The sequence below is a fragment of the uncultured Campylobacter sp. genome, assembly GCF_938015785.1.
In the GTDB taxonomy this organism is placed as follows: Bacteria; Campylobacterota; Campylobacteria; order Campylobacterales; family Campylobacteraceae; genus Campylobacter_B.
The window spans coordinates 12,245-38,532 of sequence record NZ_CALLWC010000061.1 but is presented as its reverse complement, the minus strand read 5'-3'; the positions used below and the strand labels follow the sequence as shown (position 1 = coordinate 38,532).

General features: G+C 48.9%; 26 protein-coding genes and 1 pseudogene. 1 reads left to right on the top strand and 26 read right to left on the bottom strand.

Annotation, left to right across the window (positions count from 1 at the left end; genetic code table 11):
* Window positions 1-123: 123 nt before the first annotated feature.
* From Q0393_RS08845 to Q0393_RS08785, 13 genes and pseudogenes are all read right to left on the bottom strand, one after another.
* Window positions 124-591 carry a hypothetical protein gene (locus Q0393_RS08845; protein ID WP_298979570.1) on the bottom strand — a complete coding sequence of 156 codons (468 nt, stop codon included), beginning with the start codon at window positions 589-591 and terminating at the stop codon, window positions 124-126.
* Between the two features lie 121 nt (window positions 592-712).
* On the bottom strand, window positions 713-889 hold the full coding sequence (locus Q0393_RS08840) for a hypothetical protein (RefSeq protein ID WP_298979569.1): 177 nt from the start codon (window positions 887-889) through the stop codon (window positions 713-715).
* 117 nt (window positions 890-1,006) lie between these two features.
* Window positions 1,007-1,246, bottom strand: a complete 240-nt coding sequence (locus tag Q0393_RS08835; protein WP_298979567.1) for a hypothetical protein — start codon at window positions 1,244-1,246, stop codon at window positions 1,007-1,009.
* Complete coding sequence (locus tag Q0393_RS08830; protein ID WP_298979565.1) at window positions 1,239-1,922, bottom strand: hypothetical protein; 684 nt, start codon at window positions 1,920-1,922, stop codon at window positions 1,239-1,241. Before Q0393_RS08830 ends, Q0393_RS08835 begins: the two co-directional genes overlap by 8 nt.
* A gap of 195 nt (window positions 1,923-2,117) precedes the next feature.
* The gene (locus Q0393_RS08825; RefSeq protein ID WP_298979564.1) at window positions 2,118-2,375 is read right to left on the bottom strand and encodes an ABC transporter ATP-binding protein; all 258 of its coding nucleotides are present in this window, start codon (window positions 2,373-2,375) and stop codon (window positions 2,118-2,120) included.
* Window positions 2,376-2,732: 357 nt separating this feature from the next.
* The gene (locus Q0393_RS08820) at window positions 2,733-3,371 is read right to left on the bottom strand and encodes a YggS family pyridoxal phosphate-dependent enzyme (protein ID WP_298979562.1); all 639 of its coding nucleotides are present in this window, start codon (window positions 3,369-3,371) and stop codon (window positions 2,733-2,735) included.
* Entirely contained in the window at window positions 3,368-4,483 is a 1,116-nt protein-coding gene (gene rseP, locus Q0393_RS08815; protein WP_298979560.1) for an RIP metalloprotease RseP, read from the bottom strand. The genes Q0393_RS08820 and rseP overlap by 4 nt, the downstream gene beginning before the upstream one ends.
* Before the next feature lie 603 nt (window positions 4,484-5,086).
* A complete protein-coding gene (locus Q0393_RS08810; protein WP_298979557.1) occupies window positions 5,087-6,091 on the bottom strand; it encodes a hypothetical protein in 1,005 nt (334 codons plus the stop codon).
* A gap of 14 nt (window positions 6,092-6,105) precedes the next feature.
* Window positions 6,106-6,663, bottom strand: coding sequence for a CDP-diacylglycerol--glycerol-3-phosphate 3-phosphatidyltransferase (gene pgsA, locus Q0393_RS08805; protein WP_298979574.1), 558 nt, complete (start codon window positions 6,661-6,663; stop codon window positions 6,106-6,108).
* Window positions 6,660-7,439: an enoyl-ACP reductase gene (locus Q0393_RS08800; RefSeq protein ID WP_297951136.1), complete on the bottom strand. Its 780-nt coding sequence runs from the start codon at window positions 7,437-7,439 to the stop codon at window positions 6,660-6,662. The genes pgsA and Q0393_RS08800 overlap by 4 nt, the downstream gene beginning before the upstream one ends.
* Window positions 7,440-8,336, bottom strand: a complete 897-nt coding sequence (gene dapA, locus Q0393_RS08795) for a 4-hydroxy-tetrahydrodipicolinate synthase (RefSeq protein ID WP_297894048.1) — start codon at window positions 8,334-8,336, stop codon at window positions 7,440-7,442. It lies immediately after the preceding gene.
* The gene (locus tag Q0393_RS08790; protein ID WP_298979554.1) at window positions 8,329-9,582 is read right to left on the bottom strand and encodes a pitrilysin family protein; all 1,254 of its coding nucleotides are present in this window, start codon (window positions 9,580-9,582) and stop codon (window positions 8,329-8,331) included. The genes dapA and Q0393_RS08790 overlap by 8 nt, the downstream gene beginning before the upstream one ends.
* A 980-nt stretch (window positions 9,583-10,562) precedes the next feature.
* Window positions 10,563-11,615: pseudogene (locus tag Q0393_RS08785) on the bottom strand (quinone-dependent dihydroorotate dehydrogenase); the annotation flags it as partial.
* A gap of 142 nt (window positions 11,616-11,757) precedes the next feature.
* Between Q0393_RS08785 and Q0393_RS08780 the strand changes: the two are divergent.
* Window positions 11,758-11,928, top strand: a complete 171-nt coding sequence (locus Q0393_RS08780; RefSeq protein WP_298979553.1) for a hypothetical protein — start codon at window positions 11,758-11,760, stop codon at window positions 11,926-11,928.
* 40 nt (window positions 11,929-11,968) lie between these two features.
* On the opposite strand, the gene Q0393_RS08775 is transcribed toward Q0393_RS08780, so the two are convergent.
* The 13 genes from Q0393_RS08775 to Q0393_RS08715 form a co-directional block, all read right to left on the bottom strand.
* On the bottom strand, window positions 11,969-13,147 hold the full coding sequence (locus Q0393_RS08775; RefSeq protein WP_298979549.1) for a hypothetical protein: 1,179 nt from the start codon (window positions 13,145-13,147) through the stop codon (window positions 11,969-11,971).
* Entirely contained in the window at window positions 13,144-13,443 is a 300-nt protein-coding gene (locus tag Q0393_RS08770) for an AtpZ/AtpI family protein (protein WP_297988133.1), read from the bottom strand. The genes Q0393_RS08775 and Q0393_RS08770 overlap by 4 nt, the downstream gene beginning before the upstream one ends.
* Window positions 13,444-13,474: 31 nt before the next feature.
* Window positions 13,475-14,746, bottom strand: a complete 1,272-nt coding sequence (gene hemL, locus Q0393_RS08765; protein ID WP_298979546.1) for a glutamate-1-semialdehyde 2,1-aminomutase — start codon at window positions 14,744-14,746, stop codon at window positions 13,475-13,477.
* A complete protein-coding gene (locus tag Q0393_RS08760; protein WP_298979572.1) occupies window positions 14,743-15,093 on the bottom strand; it encodes a cytochrome C oxidase subunit III in 351 nt (116 codons plus the stop codon). The genes hemL and Q0393_RS08760 overlap by 4 nt, the downstream gene beginning before the upstream one ends.
* A 92-nt stretch (window positions 15,094-15,185) precedes the next feature.
* Window positions 15,186-16,427, bottom strand: coding sequence for an ArsS family sensor histidine kinase (locus Q0393_RS08755; protein ID WP_298979545.1), 1,242 nt, complete (start codon window positions 16,425-16,427; stop codon window positions 15,186-15,188).
* A 323-nt stretch (window positions 16,428-16,750) separates the two neighbouring features.
* Window positions 16,751-18,586, bottom strand: a complete 1,836-nt coding sequence (locus Q0393_RS08750; protein ID WP_298979543.1) for a menaquinone biosynthesis decarboxylase — start codon at window positions 18,584-18,586, stop codon at window positions 16,751-16,753.
* Between the two features lie 9 nt (window positions 18,587-18,595).
* On the bottom strand, window positions 18,596-19,585 hold the full coding sequence (locus Q0393_RS08745; protein WP_298979541.1) for a hypothetical protein: 990 nt from the start codon (window positions 19,583-19,585) through the stop codon (window positions 18,596-18,598).
* Entirely contained in the window at window positions 19,585-20,436 is an 852-nt protein-coding gene (locus tag Q0393_RS08740; protein WP_298979539.1) for a hypothetical protein, read from the bottom strand. The genes Q0393_RS08745 and Q0393_RS08740 overlap by 1 nt, the downstream gene beginning before the upstream one ends.
* Window positions 20,437-20,438: 2 nt before the next feature.
* Window positions 20,439-22,436 (bottom strand): methionine--tRNA ligase, encoded by a 1,998-nt coding sequence (gene metG / locus Q0393_RS08735; RefSeq protein ID WP_298979537.1) that lies wholly within the window; start codon window positions 22,434-22,436, stop codon window positions 20,439-20,441.
* Window positions 22,437-22,482: 46 nt separating this feature from the next.
* Complete coding sequence (locus Q0393_RS08730; RefSeq protein ID WP_298979535.1) at window positions 22,483-23,172, bottom strand: type II secretion system protein; 690 nt, start codon at window positions 23,170-23,172, stop codon at window positions 22,483-22,485.
* A gap of 27 nt (window positions 23,173-23,199) precedes the next feature.
* On the bottom strand, window positions 23,200-24,408 hold the full coding sequence (locus Q0393_RS08725; protein WP_298979533.1) for a hypothetical protein: 1,209 nt from the start codon (window positions 24,406-24,408) through the stop codon (window positions 23,200-23,202).
* A gap of 112 nt (window positions 24,409-24,520) precedes the next feature.
* Complete coding sequence (locus Q0393_RS08720) at window positions 24,521-24,970, bottom strand: phosphoribosyltransferase (protein ID WP_298979531.1); 450 nt, start codon at window positions 24,968-24,970, stop codon at window positions 24,521-24,523.
* Window positions 24,971-24,985: 15 nt separating this feature from the next.
* Entirely contained in the window at window positions 24,986-26,281 is a 1,296-nt protein-coding gene (locus tag Q0393_RS08715) for an NCS2 family permease (protein ID WP_298979529.1), read from the bottom strand.
* Window positions 26,282-26,288: the final 7 nt, after the last annotated feature.

The following is a 26,288-nucleotide window of genomic DNA, read 5'->3' as shown; positions in this document are numbered from 1 at the left end:
TTATATGCTCGAAATTCTTTAAATTTTTACCGAACGATTACAGTTAAATTTTAAAAGTCCGTGCATAAATCAAAATTTTTAGTTTGTCGTCCGCGCTTGTTCGCTCCGCATTTAAATCGCCGCTCAAATTTGTTGCGAAGCCTCCAATCTAGCCGCTATCACTTTTTGCATCGCTTGATTTTTCTTGTTTTTGGCTAAAATTTGCAGTCTCCTTTTGCCGATGCGTTTGTCGGCGGCCTTTAGGATATTCGCAAGCCCCCATTCATCGGCATCAAAGTGTTTTTTAAACAGCTCCTCTTTGGGCGTATCGATATATTCGCGGATAAGCTCGCCGATATCGCTTATGTCGTTACCATACGGATAAATTTTCGTTAGAGCGCCCTGTGCTAGGCTTTTTACGCCGCCGCTTTTTAGCACGAAATCCTTTGGGTAATCAAAAATAATCTCGCCCGCAAGCGTGATAAAGTATCGCGGTAAATCCGTGCTGCCGCGCCTGCTTTGCATCCGATAAACCGTACAGTGAAGCTTAAAATCAATGTTTTCATCCACGAGCTCGTAAAGTTGTTTTGCAAGCTTGCTCCAGCGTTTCATTTTGCCCCCTTTTATCTATTTATCGCCTCTTGCGGTTTCGCGTGTAGCTTTTGCCGTCCTTTGCGACGATCGCGCTTGAAAGCTGCGTGCCTTTTAATCCGCTTTGTAAAATTCTGCCTCGCTAAACGGCCTCCCAAAATCTCGGTTCCGTCTTGATCGCTCCTCGGTTTTTCTCGCGTAAAATTTGCAAAAATTCTTTAAAGCTCGGCTCAAAAATCGAAGCGGCGGGCACAAATTTATACTCTCGCTCGCCATCTCGCTCGGGCTCGTTCGCGCCTTCGCGTTCAAGTTCGCTCACGCCGCCCGCAAAGCGGATCCGCCAAATCCTAGCGTGATTTATCCGTATTTTTGTAACCTCAAGCGCTAAAATTTGCTCAAATTTATACCTCGCCGCGAGCTTTTGTCCGTCAAAAACTTAGATGAAATCCTGATCGAACCAAAAGCTCTCGCACGAGATAAAAAACCGCTCCAGCCAGAACAAAAACGGCCTCACGGAAAGCCTTTTTATCGCGCTTGTCTCGCTTATCCCATCTATCGCGGCAAGCTGACGTGGGCTAAGCTTGCGAGGGTTGCGCCGAAGGAGCGCCCAAATAATCCCGCCAAGAAGCAAGGCGCTAAAAATTACGATTAAAATTTGAATTAAAGCTTCAGCCATTTAAAATTTTAAGTCCTTTTACAAATGCGAATTTCGCCTCCGTATCGCCCCAAAACGAACTCCTGCTAAAATCTGCCTCCGCGCCGTTTGCAAGCTCCTCGTAAAGCTTATAAAATCGCCCTTTGTAGGTGCAATCGCTCAGGCAGACGTTGAAAAACGCCTCCGCCGCGTCCTTGCCGCCAAAATAATATACAAAGTAGATCGGGTACAGATCGAAGGCGCTTAGATTTTTGTTAAATTTAGCCCCGCGTTGCGTCATAAACTCCACCGCCTTGCGCTTGTCCTCAAAAAGCTCAAAAATAGGCAGCGCGTAATCCTTGATAGCTGCGCTAATCTCCCGCACGCTGAGCTCAAAGCTAGCGCCCGCTAGCTGCCAGTCGCGAAACTGCCTGCGCGGCGTGAGATAGCTCAGGTGCGATACGAAAACAAGGTCGGTCGAGTAGGACAGCTCCTCTTGCATAAGCTTTTTTAGGCGCTTGCAGTAGATCGCGACCTGCGGCAGGATGCTCACGCTGCCCGAGTAATTGCGCATGCTAGAGCTAAAATAAATCTCAAATAAAATCTCCTTGTTGCTTGCGAGCTTCGTTAGTTTTTGCCCCTTTTGCATGGGCTTGAAGTCCGTGAAATTCGCCGCAATCTCATTGCAGCCGTTTAAAAATATCTCGCGCGGAGTCATGATTTTCCTTTAAATTTATCGTTTAAATTTAGACGTTTTGCTCGCTAGCAATTCAGTTTGCAGCTTACATTGCTGCAACCGCGATCCGCAGCTTGGCGTCTTATCGGCGCGCCGTCTTGTCGCCGAGAAGTTATTCTATGCGCGCAATTTTACCCTAGTTCGGCTAAATTTAACGGCGCTACGCGCTCTTAAAATTTATAATCTATCCTCGTATTTTTCGTAGTTGATGCCGTAAATTTTATCGATATTTTCGGCATTTATGAGCTGCTCGCTGCGCCCGAAAGCTAAAATTTCGCCGCCTTTTATAAACAGCGTCAAGCTTGAAACGAATTTCGCGTGACGCGGGTAGTGCATCGTCTGCACGAAGGTGCAGCCCTCGTCGCCTAGAGCTTTTATCATCTCGAGCAGCCTAATTTGATTGCCAAAATCTAGCCCGTTGGTAGGTTCGTCCATAAAGATCGCTTTCGCGCCCTGAACCAGCGTGCGCGCGACGTACGCCAGCTGCCGCTACTTGAAATTCGCCTTTTAAGATTCTGTCTTTATGCGGATTGCGCTTAGAATTTTATATCGTCGCGTTTTTGAAATTTGCATCGCTGCAAATAAAATTTTATCTAGGTTTAAAATTTGATGCCGTGTTGTTGCGCTGCGTAAAATTTCAATAACGCGCTAAATTTAAGTAGCACGTAAAATCAAGCATTGCGCCAAATTTCAAGTTACGCGCCGAATTTAGCTCGCGCAGCAAATCAAGCGCGCCGTATAATAAAAGCGGTATAAAATTTGCTCGCGCGCTAAGGCCCGCCTTTCGGAAGCTTAGGCGTATAAAATTCTACCCAGGCGGATCATGTTCGAGCCGCATTTGATCGCGAGCTCAAAATCATCGCTCATTCCCATCGAGCAGATTCGCGCGCCGTGCGGCACGAGCGCATCGAATATCTCGCGGCTCGCCTCGAAGCTTCGCGCGATCTGCGCGGGCTCGCTCACGTGCGCGCCGATGCTCATCACGCCGATTAAATTTAGATTTTTGCACTCCTGCTTGATGCGCAAGAACTCCTCCACCGCGCGGTTTTTATCTAGCCCCGTTTTGGAGCTCTCGCCCGCGGCGTTGATCTCCAGCAGCGTATCTAGCGGATAATTCAGCCGCTTATTTACGGCAAGCGCGAGCTCGCAACTGTTACAGCTCTGCCACAACGTCGGGCGCAGAGCGATGAGCTGATTGATTTTGTTGCTTTGCAGCGTGCCGATGAAGTGCCACTTTAGCGGCAGCTCGCGCAGTAGCTCGCTTTTGCGCTTCAGCTCCTGCACCCTGTTTTCGCCAAACGCGATCTGTCCTTGCGAATACAGCTCGCGCACCTCATCCGTGCCTACGTTTTTACTCACAGCGACTAGCTGCACTTCGCCCGCGCCTGCTTTCGCAGCCTCAATGCGCTTTAAAATTTCATCCAGCCTCATTTGTAAAATCCCAAAATTCTAGCGAAATCATTTAGCACCGTAAATATCATCAAAAGCGCCAAAATCCCCATGCCTACGTAGCTAGCGCCCACGAATACCCGCTTTGGCACCGGGCGGCGGAAGATGAGCTCAAAGAGATTAAACGCGATGTGCCCGCCGTCGAGCGCAGGGATCGGAAATAGATTGATAAGCCCTAAATTTACCGATATTAGTGCCACGAGCGCGAGCAAGACCGCCGCGCCGTAATCGACCGCCTTTGAGGTGATGTCGGTAATAGCGACGATGCCGCCCATCTCCTTGGGCGAAACGACGCCGCTGGCGAGCTTTTCAAGACCTACCAAGATGAGCTTTGATGCCTCTACTGTCTGATCCCACGCGAAGCTAAGCGAGCGAGCACCTTTGTGATATAGCGTCACGGTCGCGTTGTAATCGGGCGAAATGCCGATGAGCGGCACTCTGATGCTCTCGCGCCAGATGGTTTTTTTCTCGCCGAGCTTTGGCGTGAGCGTCAGACTCAGTCGCTCGCCGCCGCGCATGATCTCTAGGCTTAGAGGTGCTGCGGTTACCTGCTTTGAGATGTCGTCCCACTCGCGGATCTGCTTGCCGTCGATCGATAAAATTTCATCGTTTAGCATTAGCCCTGCGCTTGCCGCGGCGGAATTTGGCGAAATTTTGCCGACCTTCGGTGCTAGCTTTTCGACGCCGATGTAGCCCAGCGCGATGTAGATCAAAAACGCAAGCAGCAGGTTAAAAAACGGCCCCGCAAAAAGTATGATTATGCGCGCGATCGGGCCTTTGGAGTTGTAGCTATCGGGGTCCGTGCTTGCCGCAGCGGGATCCAAATCCTCCTGCCCCTTAAGGCTCACGTAGCCCCCCAGAGGGATCGCGCTGATGGCGTACTGCGTCGCGCCGATGCGCTTGGTAAAGACCTTCTCGCCGAAGCCCACGCTAAAGACGTTCACCCCCACGCCCAGCGCCCGCGCCGCCAAAAAATGCCCCAGCTCGTGGAAAAAGATGAGGAAGCTGATCGCCAGCACCGTGACCATAAAATTTATCGAGTAAAAATAAAATCCGACCGCCAGGATCGCCAGCGTCAAAATTATGCTTTTCAAATTTCAGACCTTTGTAAAAAATGGGCTAAGCTTACTATGATTTTGCAAATTTTAAGCTTAGATCGTCGCTTAAAGCCCTGGCTCGCTTTTTAAATTTGGTTAGCTTTTAAACTTAGCCCGCCGCCGTTTCGGGCTATAAATTTAGCTAAATTAAGGGCGCGCGGTGGATGGAGGACGCGAGGAATTTAAAATTTAAAAGCGAAATTTTACCGCGAGATTTTACGGAGCGGATTATAAAATTTCGCCGCACGGGGCTTTGTGCTTTGAAATGCCGCTATGCTTTGAAATTTCATTATGTTTTGACAAGTCGTCATGCTCTAAAATTTTGTTGCGCTTTGAAATTTCGTCGTGTTTTAAAATACTGCCGCACCGCCCTGAAATTTTGTGTGGCGGTTTAAACGAAATTTTACGCCGTGAAATTTTGCACGGCGGAATTTTATCTTTTAAATTTTATAGGTTTGTACATCGCTGTGCACATACAGACTAAGCATCTATGGAATTTTATCGGTAAAATTTGAACGTGAAATTTTAAAATTCCGCGCTACTAAAATAGGTGAAATTTTACGCTGAAATTCTATCGCTAAAACCCACTAAGCGCGGGTTCTAACGCTTTGCGATGGGGTTTTGTAGCTTCACAATACATTGTTTTAGTTTGATAAAAAATTCTGATTCTTCAAATGAATGTAAGATCAAGCTTAGTTTAAATTTTTCATCTATTAAATTTGGACTAAAGCCCTTTAATCCGCTTTCGCAAGTGGATCTAAACATTTTGCGTATTAGTCGTTTTATTTTGCCTTGCGTCGGCGCGGCGCTGCGATCGCCTAAAATTTCTATTTTCTTTATCTTATAGCTGATTTCATTTATTCCATCTACGGTTTTGTTGGAAATTTGCTTTAGCACTATATTTGCGTGGTATTCGTAATAACCGTGATTGTAATGGGTAAGCGTAAAAAGATCATTACTGCCAGCCGAGCCCACTTTTATAAGAAAAATCTCGTTTAGCTCCTTTGAAATACACCACAGACCATCTATCTCATCTCGGCTTAAGCTAGCTAGACCGTGTTGATTTCTAAATGGATTTATAATTTGCTCTAGGTTATCCTCAAAGCGGTATCCATCAATCAAAAATCTACCTACATAATCAATGTTGTAATCCAGGGCATCTATTAGCAAAACATTTTCATTTTCGGCGTTAAGGGCGTCTTGTAAAATTTTAAAAATATCGCTTTTGCTGAGCTTGCCGCTACTTCTCGGTTCTAGCGCATAGAGTTTATGGATACGTCGCTTCTGTCCATTTATCATCCTAAAATCGCCGAACCAAGCGCCGTAAGTAATGACTGTATCAAACATTTTGCCTTGATAATACAATCTATATGCGTTAAAATCTAAATTGCAATGATCCCAAAAGCCGCTAAAGCTCCCGTAGTTTATGAGCCATGCGCCAAGCTCTCTATCTATGCGCCAGCTTAATTCTATAGAAATTTCAGGATAACATCTAAAAGGCAATCGCTTTTTAGAAATTTTGTTTCTAATATCTTTTTCTACCTTATTGAGCTTATACTTTCTTGCATTTTCTTCGCCGATTTTTTCTTCAACTACGAAAGCCATATCTAGCCTGAAATTTAACTCTTTTTCGTAGCCTTGGCATACGCCGCGATGTATTCAAAGCCCGAATATAGCGTCAGTACAACTGCGATCCAGAGTAGGGCGTTTGCATAGGGCCACTGCATCGTTAGCCAGCCGATAGCGATCATCTGAAAGACCGTCTTTACCTTGCCCGCCATCGACGCGGCAACCTCTACGCCGTCGCCCGCCATCGCCACGCGAAGGCCCGTGATAAAAAACTCACGGATTAGGATCAGATAGATCGCCCACGGGCTAGCGCGTCCGATAAACATAAGCCCTAAAAAGCCCGCAAGCGTCAGCATCTTATCGGCGAGCGGATCGATGATGGCGCCTAGTCTCGTTTTTTGGTTCCAAGAGCGCGCGATGTATCCGTCGAAAAAGTCCGTGACGGAGGCGATGACGAAGACCAGTGCGGCGAAATAATCGATCCAGCTGACGTGCACTGAGCCCACCATGCCGCCGTTCGCATGGCCTGCTAATAGGATCAGCCAAAAAAACAGCGGCGCCAGCACAACGCGAAAGCTCGCTAAAATATTGGGTAAATTTAGCATTATTTAAAGGTCGTTCCGCCGTCGACGATGAAGGTGTGCCCCGTCACCCAGCTAGCCTTGCTCGAGCATAGAAATAAACATGCTCCAGCCAAATCCTGCGGCTGCCCCATGCGTCCTAGTGGACTAAGCTCGGCGGTTTTGTCGCGCACCTCTTCGTAGTTCGTAAAGGCCCTAAGCGCGTCCGTCTCGATCGGGCCGCCGCTTACTACGTTTACGCGGATGTTTTTCTCTCCAAGCTCGGTCGCGGCGTAGCGCGCCATCGCTTCAACCGCGGCTTTTGCCGTGCCGTGACCCGCGTAATTTTCGATATAGACTAAATTTCCCGTGGAGCTAAGCGAGATGATCGAGCCGCCGCCTACCGCTTCCATGCGTTTTGCGGCTTCTTGCGCGCCCACGACGAAGGCATTTACCGTTGCGGTGAAGATATTATTGATACCGCGCGGCTTTAGCCTCATAAATTTAGTGTATCCACCCGCGACTGCGCGACCCGAGATGATGGCGTTTGAGATGAAAAAATCCACTCGCGCAAAATCCTCGTCGATCTTGGCAAAGAGCTCCTTGTAGGTCTCTGGCTCTAAGATATTGAGTGCATAAGCGCGCGCCTTGATGCCGTAAGTCTTCTCAAGATCGGCTGCTTGCGAAGTGGCTAGCTCCTCGTTGGAATTATACGTAAAAGCGATATTTGCCCCCGCAGCTGCGAATTCTAAAACTATCGCTCTGCCTATGCCTCTCGTGCCGCCGCTGATAACTAGCGTTTTTCCTTTAAATTCATTCGTCAATTAAAATCCTTTGATAGTGTATTGTTTCATTACGTTTTCTATTTTTTTGAGGTTTTCCGCGCTCGGCTCGCAAAGCGGCAAGCGGTACTCCAAGCTAGGCGTTAGACCTGCGATATACATCGCCGCTTTGATCGGGATCGGATTGCTCTCGCAGAATAAAATTTTATTGATCGCGTAGAGATCGTCGTTGATCTGCTTGGCTTTTAAAAACTCATTTTGCAACGCAAATTTCGTTAGTCTCGCCGTGTAATCGGGCAGTAAATTTGCGGTGACGGAGATCACGCCCTTGCCGCCGTTGCTTAGGATCGGATAGTTGATCGCATCCTCGCCGCTAAGCACGCTAAGGCGCGGCTCGTGCGCGAGCAGATCGACGCATTTATCGATGCTGCCGCTAGCTTCTTTAACGCCGTAGATATTTTCGCAGTCGTTAAAAAGCTTGATGATCGTATCTGCGGCTATGTCGCAGCCGGTGCGTCCCGGGACATTGTATAGTAGCACCGGCAGATCTACCGAGCTCGCGATCGCCTTGTAGTGCAGATACAACCCTTTTTGGGTAGGTTTATTGTAGTAGGGCGCTACGGATAAAATTCCGTCCGCACCGTGAGCCTGCGCAAACTGCGCGAGCCCGATCGCTTCGTGAGTTGCGTTGCTGCCCGCGCCCGCTAGCACCTTAACGTCCGTACCCTTGCACGCGTCTACTGCGATCTCGATACAGACGCGGTGCTCGTCATGCGTCAGCGTCGCGCTCTCGCCCGTGGTACCGACGGGCACGACCGCGCTTATGCCGTTTGCGATCTGTCTTTTGATGAGCTTAGCGTAGGTCTGCTCGTCGAGTTTACCCTCTTTAAAAGGCGTGATCAGCGCCGTCATAGAGCCGATTATGACATTTTTATTCATCGTTTTCCTTTCGTAAGATAATGCTTGTGGAGCTTTTAAGGCTTAGATGGGTTTTCATCGCTTTTTTAACCGCGCTTTTATCTAGGCTTTTAATTTCGCGCTCCAGCCTAAATAGCGCGTCCAGATCGCCGCGGACGATGTAGCTGCCGTACATCTGCGCTACCTTGCTAGCGCTGTCGAGGGAGTAGATAAGATCGCTGCTTAGGGTGTTTTTGATCTTTAGCATATCGTCGTCGCTTATTTTAGCTTTTTTGGCTTTTTCGATCAGCGCTAAAATTTCATCTCTCAGCACCTCGCCGCTTACGCCTTGGTTGCAAACGGCAAAGACTATAAATAAATTCTCGTCCTTACCGCTCATATCATAGATATTGATCTGATTGGCGAGCTTTTTCTCATCGACTAGCACGCGCTGCAAAAGCGAGCTCTTGCCGCCGCTAAGATATATATCCATCGCTTTGATCGCCGCGGCGTCGGCGTGGTTAAACGGCGGAATTTTAAAGGCGACCGCCACGATCTGCGCTTCGCTGCTTTTGTAAATAACGCTAAGCTTCTCGCCGTCTTGCGCAGGCTCGGTGCAGTGAAGGCGCGGAATTTCGCCCTTGTTTTTTACGGGCGCGAAGTGTTTTTTAGCCGCATCAAACGCCGCCTTTTCGCCGATGTCGCCGGTGATCAGCAACACGGCGTTTTGCGGCTGATAAAATTTAGCGTGAAATTCCTTGATATCTTTGATATTCCAGTTTTCGATGTCCTTGCGAAAGCCTATCGGCGTCCAGTGGTATGGATGGTACAAAAACGCGGCGTTATAGAGCCTGAAAAATAGATATCCGAACGGATCGTTATCGGTGCGCCACAGTCGCTCCTCGAGCACGACCTTGCGCTCGGGCTGAAATTCTTTGTCTTTGAGGCTTAAGTTTTGCATTATATCGGCGTAAAGATCCAAGCAGACCTCTAAATTTGAGCTCGCGCACTTGATGAAGTAGTGCGTGTAATCAAAGCCCGTGCTTGCGTTATTCACGCCGCCAAAGCCCTTTACGATCGCGTCGAACTCGCCCGCCTTGCGATTTTTCGTGGATTTAAAATTTAGATGCTCCAGCATGTGCGCGATGCCGCTTTTGCCCATCACCTCGTCGCGCGAGCCGACGTTGTAAAACACGTCCACGCTGATGACGCCGCTGCCCTTATTCATCGGGATGTGATAAATTTGAAGCCCGTTTTGCAGCGTGATTTTCTTAAATTTCGGAAACATTAATCTTTTTTCGCCTTTCGTTTTTTGCTTGAGTTTTGCTCCGCGTCTTGGACGCCGCTCGCTTCTTTAACCTCTTTAAGCTCTTTGGTCTCTTTAGCCTCGGCATTTTTAGTTTTTGCGCTGCTTTGCTTTGCATTTTTGGCTTTTAAGCTTTTGCTTTCCGCGCTACTTTTTGGTGCGGCTTTCGTTTTAGAATTTTTACTTTCTATGTCGTTTTTTGGTGCAGCTTCAGTTGCGGTTTTATTTTTCGACGTGGTTTTAGTTTTGACAGTTTTGCTCGCCGTGCCGCTTTGTTTTGCTTTTTTGGCCTCTAAATCCTCGCTCTTTGCATCGCTTTTCGAGAGATTTTTAGCTGCGGCATCTTTCTGCTGCGAGGCGCTATCCTGCGCAGCGTCATTCTGCGCAGCGTCCTTTGAAATTTTTCCGCGTTTGGGGCTTACGCTGCTTTTGGAGGTAGTTTTTGAAATTTTATCCGACTTTCGATCCGCGCCGCTTTGCTTTGTGCTTTTAGCCTCTAAATTTTCGCTTTTTGCGCTACTTCGTTTTTTACTTTTAATCTCTGAATTTTCGCTCTCTACACCGCTTTGCTCGATTGATCTTTGATCCGTCGCGGTATCTGCGTTTATCAAGGCGTTTAAATTTGCCGAAGCGCTGGAATTTTCGTCTGCTTCAGAGCTTGAGCTTATTTTAACGCTCGGAATTTTATCTGCTTGAATGCTCGAAATTTCATCTGTTTTAGCGGCGAGAATTTTATCAGCTTGGGCGCTCGATATTTCGCTTTTGTTGTCGTTAGAAATTCTGTCCGCATCCCTGCTTTCGGGCTCGTTTGAAATTTCGCTCGTTTCCTCACCTTCGGTCGCACTCGAAATTTTATCCGTTTTAGCATCTGCCTCTTTGTCTTCGCAAGTGCGCAAATTCGCGCCGTTGCCGAGATTTTCCGCCAGATCATTTCTGATGCCGTATCCTTCGCCCGCGCGATCTTTTAAATTTACCCCGACCGCCTCGCTTATGTTATTGAAGCCGTCTGCGCGCAGAAGTTCCGCCAACCCCTCGTTGATCGCTTTGGCGACGAACGGACCCTTGAAGATAAAGGCGGTAAAAATTTGAACCAGACTCGCGCCCGATTTGATGCGCTCGTAGGCCTCCTGCGCGCTGTCTATGCCGCCGCAGCTGATTAGGACCGTGCGACCGAAGAGCTCGCGAGCGACCTGTGCGAAAAGCTTTCGCGATTTTTCGGTGATCAGTCTGCCGCTTAGGCCGCCGAAGTCCCTAGCGTTGGGGCTTAGCGAATAATCAACGCTCGTGTTGTTTATGATGATGCCGCTTGCGCCGCTTTGCACCGCGCACTCGCACAGCGCAATCGCCTGATCTGCGCTCATATCGGGCGCCAGCTTTAAGACGAGCGGTCTGTTCGTGATCTTTTTCATCGCTCCAATCAGCTCGTTTATGAAGCTGTTTTCTTGCAAAGCACGCAGATTCGGGGTGTTCGGCGAGCTTACGTTGATGATAAAAAAATCGCACAGCCCGTTAAATTTACGGCCCAAGGCTTCGTAATCGCTTAGTGCATCCTCGTTCGAGGTGGCTTTGTTTTTGCCGATATTTGCGGCGATCGGGATTACAAAAGGATAAATTTTTCGCACGCGACGCTCGATAACATCAGCACCTTCGTTGTTAAAACCCATCGCGTTTTGAATGCTCTGCTCGCTAACGAGGCGAAAAAGTCGCGGCTTTTCGTTGCCGCTTTGAGGACGCGGCGTAAATGTACCAAAATCGATGTGCCCGAAGCCAAGAGCGGCCAGCGGCGCGATCATCGTGGCGTTTTTGTCGAAGCCGCCCGCGATACCTACGGGGTTATCGAAGCTGAGATTCCATATATTTTGAGTTAAAATTTCATCTTTATAAACGCCGAATTTTGCCAAAGCCTCAAGCCCGCCCGGAGTCGCATAGAGCGTGCGAAGTCCGAATTCTGCGATCTTATGAGCGGTTTCTGGATCGAATCGAAAAAAGATTTTTTTCAAGGTATCATAATTCATAATTTTTCCTCAAATTTTGCGTAATGGTAGCTAAAATTTAATTAAATATAGATAAGAATTTCGCGCTGAATTGCAATTTGCGGCGGTTAAATTTAGTTTTGGAATTACGCGAGAAATGCCGGTAAAATTTCTACGGCTTGCAATGAGCGGTTTAAATTTACGCAGAAGTTCAAAGATGTGCGGCGTAAATTTTATAAATTTAGCGAGCGGCGATACATATCAAAATGCGCGGTGTCTGCAATGCAGCTCGCAGTGCAGGGGTCGTACGCGATTTTATTCTGCGCCGATCTGCACTCAATCCCGCCCAAGCTAAATTTTAAAATTTAAAGCGTCCTATTCGCGCCGCTTGAGCTTTAGCGCGCGTCTTTGCCGCCCAAGGCAGCGATCATCGTGCCCAGAGGAATGATCGTAACGCCCAAAATAATCGCCAGCGGGTTTAGCAAGGACAGCTTGGCAAGCAGGTAGATCGCCGCCACGAGCGCCGCGTAGGATAGAATTTTAAACGGAGAGAAAAACGCCCCCGCAAAATTGCTCCGAACCTCGCCCCTTTCGTGCTCATCATCCCAATCATCGGCGCCGTCGTCCGCGCCTTCGAAATCATCCTTTGATCCGTCGCGCGCGGCGCCAATCCCACCCCCAAAATCGCTCGTACCGTCGCTTGGCTTGCCGCTATCTACATCGCCGCCACGATTTCCGTTACCTGCGCCGCCGCTATGATTGCTGCGATCTGCGCCGTCGCTCCAGCTGCCGCCCAGATAGCTGCTCGCTGCATTTTTTAAGTCGTCGCAACGCTCGCCTATGTCGCCTTGCGAACTATCGCTAGCTTCGTCGTTTATGCCGTCGTATGAGTCGCTGCAAGTCGCGCTGCCATTCATATTAAATTTATCGGTGGTGGCGTGTTTCAAAACGATCGCACCGCAAGTAGAGGTTTTGTCGTACTCGGCGTCTAAATTTGAGCTGCGAGTAAAATTTATATCAGCGGTAGAGTTTGCGGCACACTCGGTGGCGGTTTCGTCGTGCGTGACGCGGCTATTGCCGTTTTCGATGTGGGTCTCGCCGCTTGTGAAATTTATTGCGCCTTCGGAATTTTGGGCGTTTGAAATTTCGGCTCCTGAATTTACACCCCTAAAGCTTTCGCTTTTTAAAATTTCACTGCCGCAAACCTCGTTGTATAAAATTTCATCGCTGCCGCCCGCGCCGCCCTGATTTTCGCCGCCGCTGCTTGCGGAATTCGCATCGTTTGCGGAAGTTTCGTCGTTCATAAAACCGGTGGAATTTTTAGAGCTTTGCCGCAAAATTTCATCGTATTTGCCGGCTCTGAGCTCATCTTCTATTTTATTGCGGTAAGCGCGAAACGAAAAATATACCGCGCCGAATGCGCCTAAAAATCCGGCCTCCAAGCTAAGAAGCCATGCAAGCGCCCGCACGCCGAAAGAGCCCGGGCCGAAAAATCCTGCGCCGCAAAGCGCTAGCCCAAGCAGGACAAACGCCGCGTTTAGCACGCAGTATATGAGCAAAAACTGCCTATTCAATCTCGCTCATCCCATTCATCGTCGTCGTCGAAATTTTTAGGATCCGCCTTGTATTTCGGATCGTTCTCAAGCTCCTTTAGGCTCGAATTTAGCGCCTTGCACGCGCGGTAAACGTTTAAAAATGCCGCCGCGATGCCGATAGCGATGCCGAACCATAATAAAAGCAGCGAGCCCGTGAGGTGCCGCAGCCCAAGCCCGATCGCTACGCCGATGCCGATCGCTACGACGATTGAGATGCCTAGGCTGATGTCGCAGGCGCCCTTTACGATTTTGTTTAAATTTTTCGTTACTCTCATCTAAAATCCGTAAAATTTTAAAATGCAGCCCTTAAAGCGCCGCCATCGCTTCATCCGCGGCGTTTAGCGCAAAGTCGATCTGCGTTTCGTTCATCGTGGCGCAGATAAAGCCCGTCTCAAACTGACTAGGTGCCAAAAATACGCCGCGCTTAATCATCTCGCCGTGAAATTTTGCAAAGCGCACGGTGTCTGCCCGCAAAGCGCCGTCATAGTCGCGCACCTCTTCGTCTGCGAAAAAGTATCCGAACATCGAGCCTACGCAGGCGGTTTGCAGCGCGATGCCGCGGCGCTGTGCTATGGTGCAAAGCCCGTCTGTGAACCTGCGTGCTAGCTCGCCGAGCCTTTCGTAAAGGCCGCTGCTAGCGTAAATTTTACTTAGGCTGGCGATACCCGCAGCCATTGCGACGGGGTTTCCGCTTAGCGTGCCCGCTTGATACACCGCTCCTAGCGGACTTATCATATCCATGATTTCGCGCTTGCCCGCAAACGCCGCCACGCTCATGCCACCTCCGATGACCTTGCCGAAGGTTACCAGATCGCCGCGGACACCGTAGATGCCGTAGCTGCCTAGCTCGCTCGCGCGAAAGCCGCTCATTACCTCGTCGATTATCAGCACGATCTTTTTCTCGTCGCACAGCGCGCGAAGCTCGGTTAAAAATTCGGGACCCGCCGGTACCAAGCCCATATTTCCCGCAATCGGCTCGATTATGATCGTGCCGATGTCGTTTTGCGCCAGGACGTACTTTACGCTTTGTATGTCGTTGTATCTGGCTAGGTAGGTGTTTTTCGCGATGTCCTGCGGCACGCCTGCGCTGCTTGCGTTACCGAAGGTGCTCGCGCCGCTGCCTGCTTTGACGAGCAGGCTGTCGCTGTGACCGTGGTAGCAGCCCTCAAATTTTAAAATTTTATCCCGTCCGCTAAAGGCGCGCGCAAGACGGATTGCGCTCATCGTGGCTTCGGTGCCGCTGTTGGTAAAGCGGATCTTATCTAGGAAATCGAAATTTTTTAGCACGAGCGAGGCAAGCTGCGTCTCAAGCGGGCTGGATGCGCCGAAGCTTAGCCCTTTTTTGGCGGTCTGCACGACGGCGCGCTCGATGTCTGCATCGGCGTGACCGAAGATGAGCGGACCCCAGCTCTGCACGAAGTCGAGATATTTTTTGCCCTCGACGTCGTAGATGTACGAGCCCTCGCCGCGATCCACCATAAAAGGCTCGCTACCGACATTGCCGAATGCTCGCACAGGCGAATCGACGCCGCCCGGGATAAGTTTTTGTGCTGCTAAAAATTCATCGTGATTATTCATTTTTTCTCCTTCTTTTTTGGTTGATTTATCGATTTTATATATTTGTAGATGATGATGATCTCGTTTTGCGTCAGGAAGTAGCTGGGCATCACGTCGCGCGAGCTGCTGATCCCGTCGGCGAGCTCCTGAAGCGAGAGATTGTTGATCGGCGGCGCGTTTAGGGCGCGCTCGTAGTAGGTGCCCGAGGTGCGGTTAAATTCTTTATACTTTACGATCAGCGAACCCTCGCCTTTTTCGCCGTGGCACTTGTCGCAGCCCACGCCGCGCGGGTTTTTATACAGCATCGCGCCGTATTCCTCGTCGGTGATGAAGCTCTCGGCTTGTGCGCCGCGAGGTAGAAAAAACATGGTCGCGGTTAAAAATAGCGCTAAAAATATAAAATTTCGCATCTTCTCGTTTCGAATTTTTGGCGCAATAATATAAAAAATGTGCTTAAATTTCATAACGTCGCTATCTTTTCGATCCCCTCGAAATAAAAGACGTTTAGCTCATCCTGCCTGCGGTAGAGGAATTTTAGCCCGTGCGCCTTGGCGATATTATCGACGATGTAAAGCCCGAGACCGAAGCTTTGCTTAGCGTTCGTGCCCTTGACGAAGGCCTCTTTGTAGTAGCTAAAATCTTTCTGCAGCGGCTCGCCGAGCGTTATGAAGTCCATCGTCTCGGCGTTTAGGCAGATTAAAATTTTACCGTCTGCGGCGTATTTGACGGCGTTGTCGATTAAATTTTTTACCGCGACGCAAAAGAGCTTCAGATCTACGTTTAAGCTTAGTCCTAGCGGATTTTGCAGCGTGACGCAGCCGGGCTCGATCATCGCGATGCCGAGCGCTTCTTTTAAAATTTCATCCATTGAAAAAATCCCGCGTTCGATTAGCGCCGTGCCCGCAGTCGCGCGCTCGACCGCTGCAAATTCGTTGATTAGGCTCTCCAGTCGCTCAAAGACCGAGATGAGGCGCTCTTGATTTTTACCGTGCTCAATCATCTCGACGGCGATGCGACCCTTTGTGATAGGGGTTTTGAGCTCGTGCATTATGTTTCGCAAAAACAGATGGCGCGATTCGTTAAGCTTATTTATCTGCGTGACCGCCTCGTAAAATGCGTGCGAAACCTCGGAAATTTCGTCGTTTCCTACGCTTACGTCCTTGATCTGAAGATCGCCTTTAGCAAATTTATCGATCTGGCGTTTGAGCTTGCGAAGGGGGCGAATTTTGCGGATGATGAAAATATACGCAAGCAGGATGATCACCAAAATGACGCCATAGATCGCTTTGAAAATATCGTAGCGATAGGGCTGATAATCCTTGTCGTTTAAAAGCCGCGTCTCGCCAGCGTGCGTGATTTTTAGATAGTGCTTGCGCTTAAAAAGCAGGATATCAGCAGAGCCGATGTCTGCGGAGATGCTATCTAAAATTTCAGCGCCTTTGATGATCTCATCGCGCTTGGCTTCATCGCGGATGGTCGAAAACTCGAAATTTGCGACCTGGCGGTCATATTCGACATCGCTGATGAGCTTACTCATTTGATATAGGTTCGCGCGCGCAACGATGGAGTATTTGGAGTTTAGCTCGCGGGTGTAGTTTTGCTGATCGTAGCCGATGAGCCAGAGTAGGGCGAGTGAAACGCCCACGGCGGCGAGCGCGAAGATGAACGTGATGGTATAAAAAATCGACGATCTTACTTTCATTAAATTTATATGATCCTTAAATTTTTAAAATTTCAAAGCTTTTAAGCTGCTGGCTTACTTTGCTTTGGCGCACGAACCCGTCCGACTTCGGATTTGTGGCATATCCTAAATACGCAATACGTTTATACTTCCTAAATCTAGCTATTGCAAATTTTATAAAGATTTTAAAAATTTTGCTATTTCTATCATTGAAAATTTTACAAAATTTCACTGCTTAAACACATAAATTCAAATAAATTTATTTTAAATTTAATGTGCAGCCCTTAAAATCAGAGTGCAAAATTTTAAAATTTCAAATCCGCGCGAAGTTTCGTCCCGCGTCCTCAAAAAATTTCAAATTTCTTAAATAGCTCGGGCTCATCTTGCACGATGCCGCGCGCTATGAGGCTTACTACGACTTCGTGGCTACAGAGCGTCTCCTGCGGCCACCGGCGCGTATAGCCCTCCCACTCGTACTTGCTCGTAGCGTCGATGCAGATGCGATCGCCCTGCGTCACAAACATGTCGCGCAGCGCATCGATGCTATTTACGACGCGCCAAACGCTCATATAGAGGTTGCTCGCATCATTCCCCGCATCGGTAAAAATCAAAATTTTAAAATGCTCGCTAAATTTCAAAAGCCGCCGCCAGCTCCGCTCTACGAGCTCTTTTTTGTCTATGTTTATCAACACGAGCGGGTTTTTCGTATCGCAAAAGTGCTGCTTAAGCGCCAAAATGGCGGGCTCCTCGCTTTGAAATTTAGCTAGCAGCTCCTCATCGCTTAAAATTTGCGGCGCCTGCGAGCTTAGATCCGCCGTCGCATCAATACCGAGCTTGCCGCCGAAGCAGGAGTTCGGGCTTGCGTGATCGAGCTGATCGCACACACCCTCGCTAAAAACGAGGCTGCGCGCGCCTATGCGGTTTAGGACGTACTTCGTAAGCGCCTCGTACTCATCCAAGCTCGGCGCGTCCTGCGGCACGAAAACGGCGTGTTTGACGAAGCTCATCTGCCCCACGCCCCAAAACGCGTGCATGATCTGCTTAGCCGCAGCGGGGTAGCGCACGGCGATCTTAGCCAAAATCAGGTTGTGGAATACGCCGTTCTCGGGCATTTTATAATCGATCAGATCGGACGCGCTCGTACGAAACAGCGGCAAAAATATCCGCTCGGTCGCATATCCCATAAATTTATCCTCAAGCGGCGGCTTACCCACGACGGTGGCGTGAAATACGGGCGCACGCTTGTGCGTGATCGCGCTAACCTCCATCACTGGGAATGGCTCTACCGGCGTATAATATCCCGTGTGATCGCCGAAAGGTCCCTCCGGCTCGCTTACTGCGGGATCGACAAAGCCCTCGATCACGTAATCAGCGTCCGCGGGAACGTAAATTTCATTCGTAAGCGATTTTACGAGGCGAGCGGGACTGCGGCGGATGAAGCCGTAAAGCAGCAGTTCAAAAATCCCCTTCGGCAGCGGCGCCTGACCGCACCAGATATAGAGCGGATCGCCGCCGATCGCCACGGACACGGGCATCTTGCGCCCCGCTTTGCGGTATTCGTCGAAAAAGCCCGCGCCGTCTTTGTGTATCTGCCAGTGCATCCCCAAGCGGTCGCGCCCGTAAATTTGCAGGCGATACATGCCGAGATTTTGCGTTTGAGAGTTCAGATCCTTCGTATAAACCTGCCCCATCGTGATGAACGCGCCGCCGTCATTCTCCCAGGTCTTAAGCACAGGAAGCTCACCTAAATCGACGTCAGCGCCTAGATGCACGACCTGCTGGCACTCGCCGCGACCGCTAAGGCGCTTTACAAAAATTTTACGCAGCGAGATTAAGTGCGCCAAGAAATCAAGCTTTTCGCCGAGGCTTTGCGGATGCTTCGGCTTTAGCAGGCTCTCGATCTCAGCGGCAATTTCGTCGGGCTTGCGGCCGAGGATTAAATTTAGAGCGGGGGAGGAGCCGAAAATATTGGTTAGCACCGGCGGCATCCGTTTGCCTTGCGCGTTTCGCACGTTTGTAAAAAGCAGTGCTTGCGAACGCTCTTTTTTGACCTCGATGTAGCTTGCGTGCGCGATCTCAAGCTCTGTGCCGATCTGCTCCTTCACCTCGCGCAATAGCCCGTTTTCGTAAAGCCTCTTTATCCAAAAATTTCCGTTTAAAATTTCATCAAAGCTCTGCATCCGCTGCCTTTAAAAAAATAGATTTTTTTCTTGCGGTTTTTGATTTAGAAGCTGCACGATCGCGCTTTTTTCCGCAAAAACAAGCGCGTAGTGAAACTCCGGCAGGCTCTTTAGAGCGCTTAGCTTATTGAAGCGAAAGTCGATCTTAACGCCGTCCAATCGATCCTCCCAGCTAGCGCAGACGATAATTTTTTCGCGGAATTTTGCCCGCAAAAACTCCGCCTCGCGCGCAAAAAGCTCAGGATCGCTCTCGGCGATAAAAGCGCGGTAGCTGCCGCCAAGCGAGCTAACGTTAAAAAATCTATCCACAAAAATCGGTTCAAAATGGCCGAATGCGCTTAAGTTTTGAAATTTAAAGGGTATGTTTTTGCGCGAGAGATACTCGATTACGCCGCATAGCTCGGGCAAAAACAGCTGAGGAAAGACTAAATTTGAATAATAAAGCCCGCCGAAAACGAAGCTGCTGTAAAATATCGAGCCGCCATAAAGCAGCCTAAAATCATCACTCGCGGGAACCCGGACAGGCGAGATGCCAAGGCTTTGCAAAAGCTCGCCGTCGGTGGTGAAGTAGGTATTTTTCTCTTTGGCATTCAGCAGGCTGATAAAAAGCTCGCCCTTGCTGCGCGGCGCAAACATCAAATTTTTCGGCACGCTCGTGTAGCGCAGGATCTCGCTTTGCACCTCGTTTATCAGCACGAAGCCGTGCCGCCACGTCTCGCCCAGAAATTTTATCAGTCGCACTAGCGCCGAGCATAAATTTTCAACCTTGATAAAGGCGATCTCATCGTTAAGCGGCTTGAAATTATTATCGAAAATGATCGCGTACGCGCCGTTATCGATCGCGGTGCGCACGTCGCGCTCGTTTGCGCCGAGTGCTATGAAAGCGCCCTTTTTCGCGACCTTTGCGGGCTCAATCGCAAAGCTTTCGACCGCGGAGATTGCGGGATTATTTAGCATCGTTCCGTTTACGATACGGGTTAAATTTAATAAATTTACCATTACGACTTTCCTGCGGCGGAGCTTTTAAGAAGCGCGCTCTTTGCGGCGCGGTGCGGCTGCTTTGCGGTAGATGCGGAGGTTGCGCCGGATGCGGCGGCGTCTTTTGCGGCGATTACGGCAGGTGTGGCAGTATTTTTTGCGATACGGCGAGATTTTGCGTTCTGAGATGCGTTTTTGACGGGTGCCCATTTTGCGCTAGCTGCGGAAATTTTATTTTGCGCGGCGCTTTTTACGGATGCCGATTTTGCGACAGATGGCGATTTTGCCGTGGATGTAGAGACTACACTTGCTGCGATATTTTTGGCGGTCGATGCGGTTTTTGCGATAGGTGCAGGTTTTTTAGCGAGCGGGGATTTTTTTGCGGGTGCGCTTTTTGTCGCTACGTTTTTTTTAGCAGAGGCGCTTTTGAAAAGCAAGGCGTCTTTTTTGATGCTCGCGCTAGAAACGCTTGCCGTGCGCTTTCTGCGCGACGCGACGCTTGCTTTAGAGCTCTCGCCATCCGCGCTCGCATATTTTTTCGTGCGCTCGTCCGTAAATTTATCGGTGCGTGAAAACGAGCGCACAACCGTGCGCGCGCCGAGTTTTACACATTTTAAAGCGGCAGACTTCGACAGCTCGCAAACGCCTAGCGTTAAAATTTTACGTGCCGCAAATTTTAAAGCAACTCCCGCGCCGAGCTTTAGCGCCAAGGGTGCGCTCACGCACGCAAGCCCGCCCGCGCCGATCTTTACAGCAAAACCACAGCTGCGACAAAGCTTTAAAATTTTATCCGAAGCGCCGCTTTTTTGCGCGCAGAGCCCAGCCGCGCCGTAGATAGCGAGCTTTGAAGCCTTACGCGCTAAAGCCTTCATCGCTAACCTACGATCGCGCCGTTTTTTACGGGCGTGAGAGTGCTAAGCAGCGTAAGGCTGCCGTCCTCGGCGCTTAAAATCATACCCTCGCTGCTATGTTTAAAAATTTTAGCGGGTTTTAAATTTGCCAGCACGCAGATCTGCTTGCCGACAAGCGCGGCGGGATCGTAAAATTTCGCGATACCGCTGATGATTTGACGCGGCTTCTCCTCGCCCAAATCGATCATAAATCGCAACAATTTCTCGCTGCCTTCAATGTTTTCGCACTCCAAAATCGTGCCAACCTTGATAACGCATTTTTTGAAATCGTCGATTTTGATTTGAGCCTCGGTTATCTTGCCTTGGGCTCCTTGCGTGGTAGCGCCTGAGCCGGAAGCGTTTGCGTTTAAATTTGGTGCGCCTTTTACCGCGGCGTCTGTGCCCGAACAGCTTGTAGAACTGACAGCGCCGTCCAGTCTATCGTAGTCCGCCTTCGGCATAAGCTCATGATCGATCTTGGTAAAAAGCGGCTCGCACGGCTTGGCCTTAAAATCTAAAATTTCGCCGCGAAGCACTAGCTTCTCATAAAGCGAAGTGGATATTTCAAAGCCGAGCGTGTCTGCGATACGTGCCGCTGTCTTCGGCATCGCGGGGCTTAGCAGCACGGCGACTTTAGCCAAAATATTTGCAACCAATGCGACGAGAGCCAGCGCCTTAGCCTGCTCGCCGTTTTTCATCAAATTCCACGGCTCGTATTTCGCGATCGAAGCGTTCGCAAGAGCAAGTGCCCTCCAAAGCTCTTCCAAGTATCTATTGGTAGCGACCTCCTCAAGCGCGTTAAGTGCGGCGCTCAGATAGGAGTTCGCCTCCTCGATCTCGGCGGTAAAAAATTTCATCACGTCTTTGGAATTTATGACATAATCCGAATATTTCGCGCTCATGCCGACGATACGGCTAAGTAGATTTCCAAGCTCGTTGGCAAGCTCGGAATTTACGCGGTTGATGATCGCTTTTTGCGAAAAATCGCCGTCTTGGCCAAATGGTACCTCGCGCAGCAAAAAATACCTAAACTGCTCCAGCCCGTAGGCGTTTGCGACCTCGCGCGGATCCACGACGTTGCCCAGGCTCTTGCTCATCTTTTTGCCGTCGCGCGTCCACCAGCCGTGAGCTGCGATGCTGCGTGGCATATTTAGTCCCAGGCTCATCAAAAACGCAGGCCAATAAACGGCGTGAAAGCGCAAAATGTCCTTGCCCACGATATGCAGCGCGTCGCTCCAATACTCCATCCGCTCGCCGCCCGCGCAAAATCCAAGCGAACTAAGATAATCCATTAGCGCGTCCAGCCAGACGTAAATCACGTGCTTCGAATCGTTCAGCTCGGGCGGAATTTTAACGCCCCAATCAAAACCCGTTCTCGTGATCGAAAGATCTTTCAGACCGCCTTTTACGAAGCTTACGACCTCGTTTTTTTTGCCTAGGGGCAGGATGCACTTTTCGTCCTCATACCATTTTAAAAGTCTGTCTGCATAGGCGCTAAGTCTGAAAAAATAGCTCTCCTCTTTTAAAATTTTAGTCTTTTTGCCGCAGTCGGGGCAATACTCGCCGTCGATTAGCTGATTGGAAGGGAAAAAACTCTCGCAGCTTACGCAGTAGTTGCCCTCGTATTCGCCCTTATAAATGTCGCCCTTTTCATACATCTTGCGAAATACGTTTTGCACCGCCGCCTCATGCGCGGCATCGGTAGTGCGCGAAAACATATCATAGCTGATGTCAAACTCGTCCCACAGGTCTTTAAATTTAGCGCTTACCCCATCTGCGTACTGCTTCGGGCTTTGGCCGTGCTTGGCTGCAGCCTCCTCGATCTTTTGGCCGTGCTCGTCGGTGCCCGTTTTAAAAAACACCTCGTGTCCTTGCAGGCGATAAAATCTAGCCATCGTATCGGCGATGATCGTCGTGTATGCGTGACCGATGTGCGGGACGTCGTTTACGTAATAAATCGGCGTCATTATGTATTTTTTCATCATTCTCCTTGCGCTTACTTAAATTTGAGTAAAAATTTTATTAGTCCTATTGCGCGGCTGTGCCGGTATTAGAATTTAGCGTGTATCTTACGTATCCGGTCTCCGGCTCGATAGTAATACTAGCGGTCTCTTTCGCATCATTGGTAAGCGTGATTACGCATGGATTTTGACCCACAAAAAGCCTATCATATGGCACTACAGAATTAGCAAGCTGCCCCATAGGGCGACCATAAGAATCAAAAGAGATAGTATGATTGTTTCCATTACCGCAATTAGTAAATTCTATATTGCTTATATTATATGTTGCTTCTAAATTTAGCTTTTTATTCATTTTTGCACCATCAGTATTGGCAGGTTGCCTAGCAAAGCCCGAAGTAAGCAGTTTGTTAGGATTTTGCGGATCAGCTGCCATAGAATTTAGGCTATTTGGTTGTCCGTTTGAACCCGGGAAAGCTCCGTTATCCCAATATATATTATATCGCCATCCTGCTGCAGAGCCCGGTGCTCCTTGATCGGTAAATTGAATCCTCCAAAATCTCTTAAACCAATTAGGATCGTCAGGATCGAATTTGTTATCATTCATAGCCAGCTGCTGAGTATAGCGAATATGAGCAGCTACTTGATCTGCCGCCTCCACAAGGCTATTTCGATTGATTTGAGGCACTGCCACCGCCGCCAAAATTCCAACCACCACGATGATGAAAATCAGCTCTATCATAGTAAATGCTTTTTTCATAATTTTTACCTTTCATAAAAATTTTGTTTATATTTTAACATAAAATTTAGCAATTCGCACGCCTCGCTTGTAAATATCTATATTTTGTGTCGAATTTTCAGAATTTCGCTCATAAATATACGCATCCTCGCCGCTTGGCAGGTCGTAAAATTTCAGGCGCAGGCAGAGCCTCTTGTCCTCGCAGCTTACGCTTTTTACTCCGCGATTTTTTAGCTCGCTCGCTAGCTCCTTAGCTACGTCAAATTTATAGATGAAATGCCGCTGCGGCTTGTTTGCGAACATCGCCTCATACATCACGTCACTAAAAATCACTGCAAAATAACTCACCGCTAAGCTTACCAGCGTCACACCCACGGCGATCTTGTGAAAGGTGCGAAATTTAGGCAATCTAACGCGGTATGAATTAAATAAAACCCGAATGATCAGAGGCGTAGCGATAACGCAATACGGCAGCATCATCTCAAGCGGCACGCGCTGTCTTAGCGAAAAAAGCATCGTTAGACAAAGCGCGCTCGTAGCGATGAACCAAAGCAGGCTCTTTTCCTCTTTGATCCAAATTCTATAGATCGTGTAGATGAAAAATAAAAACACGAGAGGTGAAAACGCGCCCGCAAAAACGCCCACGGTGTCTAAAAAATACCCCTTCGGCTTGCCCTCGGAGCTTACGTCGTAAAAGATCACGCTGAAGCTAAATAGCGCTATGCAAAGTAGCAAAAGCTCCTTTTTGCGCGTATAAAGCGCCCAAATTCCAAAGCCGACGTATAGCATAAAAAACGCTTTATCGATCAGGGCGCAAACGGATAGAAGCACGAAAAGCGCGATATCGTATTCGCTCTTTGCAAAATAGATCGCCAGCAGCGTGAAAAAAACGATGATGCCCGCGGGATTTAGCAAGATCGCGCTACTCATCGATGCAGGAAGCGCCATAAATAGCGCCGTAGCGACTACTCTATCGAAGCGGCGCTTTAGAATAAATTTTGAAATTTTATAGATCATCGCGGCGTTTGCGAAATGGATCAAAATAAACGACACGCGCAGGGCATAGTCGTTGCGCCCGAAAATTTCGCAGCTTAAATTTGCGATTAGCGAAACAAGGGATTTTTTCTCATAAAAAATTTCGGCCTCGTAGTAGCTGATGCTTAAATTTGAAATCGCATAAAGCAAAAATATGCCCTGAAACAGGCACATTATAGAGATCACGAAAATTTCGTTTTGATAAAGCTTCTTCACTCTCATCCTTGCTGCGGGCGCTTTAAATTTACGACCTAAATTCTACGGCCGAAATTTTATAAAATTTGAGCCGCCGAATCCTTTAAAATTTAGCCGCTAAATTTAACCGCGCGCCGCTTCATTCCTCTATCGTATAATTTTCCCAAAAGAAATTTATCCACTCATCCGTCTTTGAAATTTTAAAATCGGGCTGGATAAGCGCTTTAGGTTTGTAAAAAATCACCGCGGTTTTAAGCTCTATTTGCGGGAATTTCTCCAGCAGCACGCGCTTGATCTCGACCATGCTGTCACCGCTGTCGATGATATCGTCCACCAGCAGCACGCGTTTGTAAAGCTCTAGATCGGGCACGTTGAAAACGTCGATGGTGTCGAGCTTTTTGGTATCTGCGTAGTGGATGGAATTTATCGAAAATATCGTCCGCATATCAAGCGCATTGGCTAGCGCGTGACCGAATGTGAGCCCGCCTCTAGCGATCGCCACGATCGCGTCGGGCATAAATTCGTCCCTAACCTGCTTTGCTATAACTCTTGCGTCGCGATCCATCTCAGTAAAACTATAAAATCTCATATCTTTCCTTAAAATTTAATGCATTAAAAATACTAAAACGCTAATCGCGCCAAGCGTCAAAACGCCGAAATTTAAATCTTTTATCCTGCGCTGAGCGAGTCTAACTACGATATAAGCGATAAAGCCGAAGCTTAAGCCATTGGTGATCGAATAGGTAAAAGGCATCAAAAACACTATAAAAAAGGCAGGGATTAGAATTCCCGCGTCGCTATAATCGATCTTGCCAAGCTCGCTAAACATCAGAACCCCGACCATTACAAGGATCGGATAGATCGCATTTGCAGGGATCGCTTTAAATAGCGGTAGCATAAACAGCGTCAGCACGAAAAATATAGCGCAAAATACCGCGGTAAGCCCCGTGCGGCCGCCCGCTTCTACTCCGCTCGCGCTTTCAGCAAATGCAGTAACCGTGCTCGTGCCGATAATGGCGCCTGCGACGCTTCCTATCGCATCGGAAGTTAAATTTCTAGATAGTTTTTTCATGCCGTCTTTGCTATTCTCTCCAAAAAGCCCCGCGCGGTTTCCCACGCCGGTTAGAGTACCGATGCTATCGAATAGATGCGTGACGAAAAATGTGATTATAAAAGGTACAAACGCGAGCTTTAGCGCTCCGGGGATATCTAGCTTAGCAAATATCGGCGTTATGCCGCTTGGCGCGCTTACGATGCCATGAGGTGCGGGCGAAATTCCAGCCACCCACGCAACGCACGAAGTAATCAAGATGCTTAAGATAAACGCCGCCTTGATCCTAAGCACGAAGAGCACAAGCACGACCGCTAAGCCTAAAATTCCAAGTAAAACGTTTAGATCTTTTAAATTTCCTAAAGTTACTAGCGTCGCCTGACTAGGCGCGATGACGCCCATCTGTTTAAGTCCGATAAAGCAGATGAAAGCCCCGATACCCGCACTTATGGCGCGACGCAGATCAAGCGGGATAGATTTGATAACCCAAACGCGAAAATTGGTAAACGAAAGCACGGTAAAAAGTGCCCCGCTTATCGCTACGATGCCAAGTGCGCTCTGCCACGGCATCTTCGCATCCACGCACAACGCAAAGGTAAAATACGCATTTAGCCCCATGCCGACGCTAAGCGCTACGGGGGTATTTGCAAAGAGCCCGTTAAATAGCGTTGCGATTATCGTAATAAGCGCAGTTGCCGTAACCAGCGCATCAAACGGCATGCCTGCGATGCTCATAATGTTAGCATTTACCGGCACGATGTAAATCATCGCCAAAAACGTAGTAAGCCCTGCGATAAGCTCCTGTTTTACCGACGTTTTCGCGGCAGCGAGATGAAAGAATTTCTCCACTTGCTCC

Excerpts from the sequence above, each read along its gene's own strand:
- metG (WP_298979537.1), bottom strand. The coding sequence starts at position 22,436 with ATGAAAAAATACATAATGACGCCGATTTATTACGTAAACGACGTCCCG.
- Q0393_RS08790 (WP_298979554.1), bottom strand. The coding sequence starts at position 9,582 with ATGTTTCCGAAATTTAAGAAAATCACGCTGCAAAACGGGCTTCAAATT.
- Q0393_RS08760 (WP_298979572.1), bottom strand. The coding sequence starts at position 15,093 with ATGTTTTTTCTACCTCGCGGCGCACAAGCCGAGAGCTTCATCACCGAC.
- dapA (WP_297894048.1), bottom strand. The coding sequence starts at position 8,336 with ATGAATAAAAATGTCATAATCGGCTCTATGACGGCGCTGATCACGCCT.
- Q0393_RS08720 (WP_298979531.1), bottom strand. The coding sequence starts at position 24,970 with ATGAGATTTTATAGTTTTACTGAGATGGATCGCGACGCAAGAGTTATA.
- Q0393_RS08740 (WP_298979539.1), bottom strand. The coding sequence starts at position 20,436 with ATGAAGGCTTTAGCGCGTAAGGCTTCAAAGCTCGCTATCTACGGCGCG.
- Q0393_RS08750 (WP_298979543.1), bottom strand. The coding sequence starts at position 18,586 with ATGCAGAGCTTTGATGAAATTTTAAACGGAAATTTTTGGATAAAGAGG.
- Q0393_RS08725 (WP_298979533.1), bottom strand. The coding sequence starts at position 24,408 with ATGAGAGTGAAGAAGCTTTATCAAAACGAAATTTTCGTGATCTCTATA.
- Q0393_RS08835 (WP_298979567.1), bottom strand. The coding sequence starts at position 1,246 with ATGGCTGAAGCTTTAATTCAAATTTTAATCGTAATTTTTAGCGCCTTG.
- Q0393_RS08845 (WP_298979570.1), bottom strand. The coding sequence starts at position 591 with ATGAAACGCTGGAGCAAGCTTGCAAAACAACTTTACGAGCTCGTGGAT.
- Q0393_RS08830 (WP_298979565.1), bottom strand. The coding sequence starts at position 1,922 with ATGACTCCGCGCGAGATATTTTTAAACGGCTGCAATGAGATTGCGGCG.
- Q0393_RS08755 (WP_298979545.1), bottom strand. The coding sequence starts at position 16,427 with ATGAAAGTAAGATCGTCGATTTTTTATACCATCACGTTCATCTTCGCG.
- Q0393_RS08730 (WP_298979535.1), bottom strand. The coding sequence starts at position 23,172 with ATGAAAAAAGCATTTACTATGATAGAGCTGATTTTCATCATCGTGGTG.
- Q0393_RS08770 (WP_297988133.1), bottom strand. The coding sequence starts at position 13,443 with ATGAGAGTAACGAAAAATTTAAACAAAATCGTAAAGGGCGCCTGCGAC.
- Q0393_RS08820 (WP_298979562.1), bottom strand. The coding sequence starts at position 3,371 with ATGAGGCTGGATGAAATTTTAAAGCGCATTGAGGCTGCGAAAGCAGGC.
- hemL (WP_298979546.1), bottom strand. The coding sequence starts at position 14,746 with ATGAATAATCACGATGAATTTTTAGCAGCACAAAAACTTATCCCGGGC.
- Q0393_RS08825 (WP_298979564.1), bottom strand. The coding sequence starts at position 2,375 with ATGGACGAACCTACCAACGGGCTAGATTTTGGCAATCAAATTAGGCTG.
- Q0393_RS08780 (WP_298979553.1), top strand. The coding sequence starts at position 11,758 with ATGAGCGGTTTAAATTTACGCAGAAGTTCAAAGATGTGCGGCGTAAAT.
- Q0393_RS08745 (WP_298979541.1), bottom strand. The coding sequence starts at position 19,585 with ATGGTAAATTTATTAAATTTAACCCGTATCGTAAACGGAACGATGCTA.
- Q0393_RS08810 (WP_298979557.1), bottom strand. The coding sequence starts at position 6,091 with ATGGCTTTCGTAGTTGAAGAAAAAATCGGCGAAGAAAATGCAAGAAAG.